This window comes from Nocardioides sp. (assembly GCF_035503875.1).
Lineage (GTDB): Bacteria > Actinomycetota > Actinomycetes > Propionibacteriales > Nocardioidaceae > Nocardioides.
Window position 1 is genome coordinate 67,207 of sequence record NZ_DATJTA010000036.1, and the last position, 6,358, is coordinate 73,564.

Below are 6,358 nucleotides of genomic sequence, written 5' to 3' on the forward strand. Positions count from 1 at the left end.
GCAGGAGGCTCGGCTTCGGGCACCTGGTGGAGATCGAAGGAGTCACTGCGCGGGGGTGGGATGATCTCCGGCGTGTGGGGTGTGACGGACCTCGGGTCCTACCTGGTCGGCCTGGTCCTCATCATCCTGCTGCCGGGACCGAACTCGATCTACGTGCTCTCGGTCTCGGCCCGGCGGGGGATCCGGGCCGGCTACCAGGCCGCCGGCGGCGTGTTCACCGGCGACGCCGTGCTGATGGTGCTCTCGGCCGCCGGGGTCGCCTCGGTGCTGCGGACCAACGACCTGCTCTTCGGCGTCGTGAAGTACCTCGGCGCGGGCTACCTCGGCTGGCTGGCCGTCGGCATGCTCCGCGGGGCCTGGACCGCCTGGCGGCGCCGCTCGGTCCCCGAGATCGAGGACGCGCTCGACGACGGCGTGCCGACGCGCGAGTCGGTCGAGCGTCCCTACCGGCGTGCGCTGGTCATCAGCCTGCTCAACCCGAAGGCGATCCTGTTCTTCATCGCCTTCTTCGTGCAGTTCGTGGACCCCGGGTACGGCCGCCCGGCCCTGTCGTTCCTGTTCCTGGGCGTGCTGGTCGAGATCGCCAGCTTCCTCTACCTCAGCGCCCTGATCCTGTGCGGGGCGCGACTCGCCGCCGTCGTACGGCGGCGGCGGGCGCTGGCAGCGGGCGGCACCTCCCTGGTCGGCGCCGTGTTCCTGGCGTTCGCGCTCAAGCTGGCCACCACCAGCGCCTGATCCGGGGCAGGTGCCGAGGGTCGGGCGGCGCGCCGGGGCGCGCCGTGGTTGACGCGAGGCCCCGGGGCCGTAGGCTCGGACGGACGTGAAACGGTCGACGACCGGGCGCGCTGACTGCCGGACGGCGGGCGCGATCACCTACGATGTCGAAAATTCGACAATCGTTCTCAGCACAGAGGAGCTCAGATGAACAAGGCCCAGCTTCGGGACGCCATTGCCGAGGCGACCGGTTCGAGTGCCGCCGAGGCCGACCGTGCGCTGGAGGCGACCCTCCAGGCGATCACCAAGGCCGTCGCCGGTGGCGACAAGGTGACCATCCCGGGCTTCGGCACGTTCGAGGCGCGCGAGCGCTCCGCGCGGACCGGTCGCAACCCGCAGACCGGCGCGGAGATCCAGATCGCCGCAAGCAAGGCCCCGGCCTTCAAGGCCGGCTCGGCGTTCAAGGCGGCCGTCGCCGGCTGATTGCCGACGTCCCGCGCAGGGTCCGACCCGTGAGGGTCGGACCCTGCGTCCATTTTCTCCGAAAGTTTCTGCACAGAACTCCTCAGGTCCGTCCACGGGCTGCCGAGGAATCGAGGAAGGTCCTCCGGGACCGCTACCGTGTGCTCGGTTCCATCGAGATATCCAGGGAGTTCGCTCGTGTCCGTCTTCCCTCGCCGCCCCCTCCGACCCGCCCAGGCCGCGAATCGCGACGCCCGGCTCAGCCTGCTCGGCCTCTGCCTCGGCGCCGGCGTCTTCACCGTCGCGGCGGTCGGCCTGCACGCCACCGGACTCGACGAGCGGATCCCCGGGTTCCCGGACCTGCCCTTCGTCGGTGCCGAGCCCGAGGGCCAGTCCCTGGTGAGCGGCACCCACGTGCCCGAGGAGCTCACGACCGACCCGAGCGGCGACGGGTCCACCGGCGCGACCGCGTCCGACCTCCCGACAGCGGGCGGCACCCCGGCGCCGGGCGCCGGGGGACTCGGCGGCGTCGGGGGTGCCGTCCTGGCGGCCTCGGACGACGCCGCTCAGGTCCTGCTCGCGGGGTCCGGCGCGACCTCGTCCACCGGTCTGGCCGACCCGGCCGCTCCGGTCCAGCCCGCCCCCGGCGTACCGCTCACGCCCATCACGCCCTCGGTCCCGCCGTCCGCGCCCCAGCCCGCGCCGGGGGCGACTCCGTCGCCGTCGCCGAGCGTCGGCAACGGGTCCGGCAAGTCGAGCAGCCCCACCAAGTCGAACAGCCCGGTCAAGACGAGCCCGAGCGCCCCGAGCGCCCCGAGCGGCTCGGCCAGCCCGAGTGCCGACGCCTCCGAGGACACCCCCGAGACGCGTCCCGGTCGCGGGCCGCGCGGTGGCCGCGACCACGATCACCGGGGCCGGGACCGGGACGGCCGGGGACACCACGGCGGCGACCGCGGAGACGGCCGCGGAGACAGCCGCGGCGAGAGCCGGGGCGACCGGGGTGGGTCCGACGAGTCCCGTGGCGGTCGTGGGCGCGGCGATGACCGCGGGCCGGGGAACGACTCCGGCGGCAGGCCGGAGGGCAAGCCGGACAGCAGGCCCGGAAAGCCGGGCAAGTACGGCGACCGGCCCGGTCAGCAGGGCCAGCAGCACGACGACAAGCGCGGCAGCGGACGCGACGGCCGGGACGGCCGGAACGGTGACGCTCACGGCTCGCGGGGCCACGGCTCCGGCAAGCACCGCTGAGGCGCCCCGCTCCTCGGCACGCACCTCGACAAGACGGACGCCCGGCCGGCTCAGGAAGTGAGCCGGCCGGGCGTCCGGTCGTTTCGCGGACCTACGGCCCGGTGGGGGAGCTCAGCGCTTGACCACGCCGAAACGCAGGGCGAACGCCTGACGGTCGTCCCGCGGGATCCCCTGGCAGCTGTACCGCGGGTCGGCGGGAGCGTCCGGGCGGTTGCAGGCGAACCGGGTGGAGGCGTTGACGGCGGTGACCGTCACGCTGCGGATCCTGCGGCTGCTGAAGGTCACCTTGGTCTGGCCCTTGCCGTTCCGGTTCAGGCGGATGTTCTTGCGCACCAGCTTGCCGTTGCGCAGCTGGGTGGTGACGACCACGCCGGGCGAGGCCTTGCGGGAGGGGCCGTCGACCTTGACCCGCAGCTTCCAGCTCTTGCCGCGCAGGCTCTTCTCCGGCCGCAGCCGGACGTGGTGCGAGGAGAGGTGGTTGAGGGTCAGGGTGCCGGCCTCCGTGCGCTTGCTCTTCGACAGCCGGAGGTTCGCCGCGGGCTTCGGGGAGGGCCAGCGCCGGCCCTCGGGGTAGGCCCGGGCCGGGAAGGCGTTGGCGGCGGCGAAGGAGCGGTAGACGTTCGCGAAGCCGCCGCGGCGCCGCAGCTGCTGCTTCAGCGCTCCGATGGCGTAGGTGTTGCGCTTGCCGCGGGGCGCGGTGGCGGTCCACACGTTGCGCACGATCTTGGTGCCGTAGCGGTTGCTGAGGTACTCCCAGAAGGCCCAGTTGCCGTACTGGAACGAGCCGGCCGTGGTGAATGTGTCCAGCGGGATCCAGGGGGCCCGGACCTGGCTGGCGGCGAGGTACTGCCGGTTGTCGTTGACCGAGTCGAAGACCTGCTCCTCCATCCAGGTGGCGGTGGACTCCATGAACCAGCGGTCCTCGCCGTAGTCGTAGGAGAACTGCACCGCGTGGAAGAACTCGTGGGCGGCGGTGGCCTTCAGGGTCGGCTTGGGCGCGGTGCCGAACTGGGCGCGGGAGAAGTCGTTGTCGAGCGCGCAGTAGGAGATCGCCCGCCACCGGTACTTCGCGCCGATCAGCGTGGCCTCCGGCGCGCAGTAGCCGTACAGGCCCGCCGACCCGAGGTCCTTGAGGTAGACGTCGAACTTGCCGTTGCCGCCGTTACGGGGCAGGGGCCGGTCGGACAGCGGCTTGCGGTAGCCCATCCGGTTGATCTGGTGCTTCCAGACCCGGTTCAGCTGGCTCAGGGTGTACCGGACCCAGGCCGGCTTGGCGGCGTCGGCGCCGCTGGTGACGTAGTGGACGCAGAAGTGTCCGCTGCACCTCTTGGTCGACGGGACGGTGTACCCGTTGCCCTGGGGGTCGGAGGACCCGTCGGTGGGCCGGGCCAGGAGCGCCTCGGCCTGCTGGCGCTGGTCGGCGTCTAGCCGCGGCAGCGCGAGGTAGAGGTCGCGCAGGGCGAGGGTGAGGTCGGGGGCCTCCTCGGCCGCCTGACGCGCGGCACCGGACTGCGGTGCGGCCGTGCCCTCGACCAGCTCGCTCACGGTGGTGAGGGCCTCGGTGGCCTGCTCGTCCGTCGCGATCTGGGGCACGTCCTCGGTGGGCAGCGTGACCTGCTCGTCGACAGCGGTCGCGGACTGGGCCGGAAGGACCGTGAAGGCGGTGGCCATGGCCGCGACAGCCGCGGCGATGGTACGGCGCATGCAAGTGCCTTATCTGTGAGGCGGCACCCCTGAGGTACCGCGGTCTGGATCAGCCTGCCCCAGCCCCTGGTCGAACCAAACCCGCCGAACCAAAGCCCCGAGACGGCGTGCGGTCAGCCGGTCGAGGAGATCTTCTCGATCAGGGCTGTGGTGGAGATCGCGGGCGTGCGCGGGAGGTAGACGACCTCGCAGACGTCGCGGAACTCGTCGAAGCGGCCTGCCCAGTCGTCACCCATGACGAGGACGTCCGCGCCGTACTTCAGGATGTAGTCGCGCTTGAGGTCGAGGCTCTCCTCGACGAAGACCTCGTCGACCGGCTTGAGCGCGGCGACGATCTCGAGCCGCTCGCCCTGGCTGAACACCGGCTCGCGGCCCTTCTTGCTCACGTTGAGCTGGTCCGCGGACACGCCGACCACCAGCCGGTCGCCCAGCGCCGCCGCCCGCTCGATCACCCGGAGGTGACCGACGTGGAAGACGTCGAAGGTGCCGAACGTGATGACCGTGCGTGCCATGCGGGTGATTCTCGCAGTCACCGTGCCTCGGCAAGAATCGCCGGATGGCGACCATCGAGATGATCACGGGCGACCCGGCGGCCGACGAGGTACGCCGCCGCGCCCTGCGCCGGATGCGCACCGTCGCGGTCTCGCTGCTGCTGCTCGCCGCTCTCGTGTACGTCGCCACGCTGGGCAGCGACGGGTTCCTCGGGTTCGTGAACGCCGGTGCCGAGGCCTCGATGGTCGGCGCCATCGCCGACTGGTTCGCGGTGACGGCGCTGTTCCGGCACCCGCTCGGACTGCCGATCCCGCACACCGCGCTGATCCCGCGGCGCAAGGACCAGCTGGCGCAGGGGCTGGAGGAGTTCTTCGGTGAGAACTTCCTGCAGGAGGGGATCATCCGGGACCGGATCGCGGCCGCCACGGTCTCGCTGCGGATCGGGCGCTGGCTGCGGGTCCCGGCGAACGCGCGCCGCGTCGTCGAGGAGGCCTCGGACGTCGCCGCGATCGGTCTCGGCAAGATCCGCGACGAGCACGTCGAGAGCCTGGTGCGCGACGCGCTGGTGCCCCGGTTCCACGAGGAGCCGATCGCGCCGCTGCTGGGCAGCCTGCTCGACGAGACGCTCCGCGACGACCTGCACCACGGGCTGGTCGACCTGGCGCTGCGCGAGCTGCACGACTGGCTGGTCGCGAACCCGGACACGGTCTCGGACGTGCTGGTCGAGCGCGCGCCCTGGTGGACGCCGCCGCGACTCAACGAGCGGGTCAGCAGCCGGATCCACGTCGAGCTGGTGCGCTGGGTGGCCGACATCCGCGACGACCCGCGACACCAGGCCCGGTTGGCCTTCGACTCGATGCTGGCCCAGCTGGCCCGGGACCTGCTCGAGGACCCCGACACCCAGGCCCGCACGGAGCGCTTCAAGGACCGGCTGCTCGACCACCCCCAGGTGCTCGCGTCGGCGACCTCGCTGTGGAACGCGCTGCGCCGGGTGCTCACCTCGTCGCTGAAAGACCCCGACGGGGCGCTGCGCCATCGGCTGCTCAGCGAGGTGCTCGCCTTCGCCGAGCGGCTCGTCGAGGACCCGGCCCTGCGCGAGCGGCTCGACGGCATCGGCGCCGACGCGGCCGTCTTCGCCGTCGAGCGGTACGGCGAGGAGCTCACCGCGGTCATCACCCACACCATCGAGCGCTGGGACGGCCGGGAGGCGGCCCGGCGCATCGAGCTGCACGTCGGCCGCGACCTGCAGTTCATCCGGATCAACGGCACCATCGTCGGCGGCCTGGTCGGGGTGCTGATCCACGCCGTGTCGGTGCTGGTTCACTAGTGGTGTGAGCGAGCCGTTCGATGTCCCGATCCGCGACGAGTCGATCCGGCTCGGCCAGTTCCTCAAGCTCGCCAACCTCGTCGAGTCCGGCGCCGACGCCAAGCCGGTGATCGCCGCCGGCGAGGTCACGGTCAACGGCGAGGTCGAGACCCGCCGCGGCCGCCAGCTGACCCAGGGCGACGTGGTCGTCCTCGGCCCCCAGGCCGCCCGCGTGGTCGATGCGGCGTCGTACGAGGACGACCTGCCCTGGTGATAGTCCCTGACGTTCCGCACCAGCGGGGTCAACCGGTGGAAGCAACGTTCATGCTGCTGTCGGGTTCGACAGGAGCTCGGCCAGCGCTTGGGCTGGGGTCTTGAGCCCCAGGGTAGGGCGGGGTCGCTTGTTGAGGGTCGCGGCGATGCGTTCGAGGTCCT

General features: G+C 72.0%; 7 protein-coding genes and 1 pseudogene. 5 read left to right on the plus strand and 3 right to left on the minus strand.

Annotation, left to right across the window (positions count from 1 at the left end):
* Positions 1–72 precede the first annotated feature (72 nt).
* The 3 genes from leuE (at position 73) to VMF51_RS08315 (ending at position 2,421) form a co-directional block, all read left to right on the plus strand.
* Positions 73–735: a leucine efflux protein LeuE gene (gene leuE / locus VMF51_RS08305; RefSeq protein ID WP_325473945.1), complete on the plus strand. Its 663-nt coding sequence runs from the start codon at positions 73–75 to the stop codon at positions 733–735.
* Positions 736–921: 186 nt separating this feature from the next.
* Positions 922–1,197 (plus strand): HU family DNA-binding protein, encoded by a 276-nt coding sequence (locus VMF51_RS08310; protein ID WP_244929413.1) that lies wholly within the window; start codon positions 922–924, stop codon positions 1,195–1,197.
* Between the two features lie 177 nt (positions 1,198–1,374).
* Complete coding sequence (locus VMF51_RS08315) at positions 1,375–2,421, plus strand: hypothetical protein (protein ID WP_325473946.1); 1,047 nt, start codon at positions 1,375–1,377, stop codon at positions 2,419–2,421.
* A 111-nt stretch (positions 2,422–2,532) separates the two neighbouring features.
* Here the strand turns inward: VMF51_RS08315 and VMF51_RS08320 are convergent, their stop codons facing one another.
* Both VMF51_RS08320 and VMF51_RS08325 read right to left on the minus strand, forming a co-directional pair.
* Positions 2,533–4,125 (minus strand): MXAN_6640 family putative metalloprotease, encoded by a 1,593-nt coding sequence (locus VMF51_RS08320; protein WP_325473947.1) that lies wholly within the window; start codon positions 4,123–4,125, stop codon positions 2,533–2,535.
* 113 nt (positions 4,126–4,238) lie between these two features.
* Entirely contained in the window at positions 4,239–4,637 is a 399-nt protein-coding gene (locus VMF51_RS08325; RefSeq protein WP_325473948.1) for an adenylyltransferase/cytidyltransferase family protein, read from the minus strand.
* 44 nt (positions 4,638–4,681) lie between these two features.
* Here VMF51_RS08325 and VMF51_RS08330 point away from each other — a divergent pair, with 44 nt between their 5' ends.
* Positions 4,682–5,944 carry a DUF445 domain-containing protein gene (locus tag VMF51_RS08330; protein WP_325473949.1) on the plus strand — a complete coding sequence of 421 codons (1,263 nt, stop codon included), beginning with the start codon at positions 4,682–4,684 and terminating at the stop codon, positions 5,942–5,944.
* 4 nt (positions 5,945–5,948) lie between these two features.
* A complete protein-coding gene (locus VMF51_RS08335) occupies positions 5,949–6,197 on the plus strand; it encodes an RNA-binding S4 domain-containing protein (RefSeq protein ID WP_325473950.1) in 249 nt (82 codons plus the stop codon).
* A gap of 48 nt (positions 6,198–6,245) precedes the next feature.
* On the opposite strand, the pseudogene VMF51_RS25930 reads toward VMF51_RS08335, so the two are convergent.
* Positions 6,246–6,358 (minus strand): annotated as a pseudogene (locus tag VMF51_RS25930) (IS30 family transposase); the annotation flags it as partial.

Bases quoted from the DNA above. Each gene is read 5' to 3' on its own strand.
- VMF51_RS08310 (WP_244929413.1), top strand. From the start codon at position 922: ATGAACAAGGCCCAGCTTCGGGACGCCATTGCCGAGGCGACCGGTTCG.
- VMF51_RS08320 (WP_325473947.1), bottom strand. From the start codon at position 4,125: ATGCGCCGTACCATCGCCGCGGCTGTCGCGGCCATGGCCACCGCCTTC.
- VMF51_RS08325 (WP_325473948.1), bottom strand. From the start codon at position 4,637: ATGGCACGCACGGTCATCACGTTCGGCACCTTCGACGTCTTCCACGTC.
- VMF51_RS08330 (WP_325473949.1), top strand. From the start codon at position 4,682: ATGGCGACCATCGAGATGATCACGGGCGACCCGGCGGCCGACGAGGTA.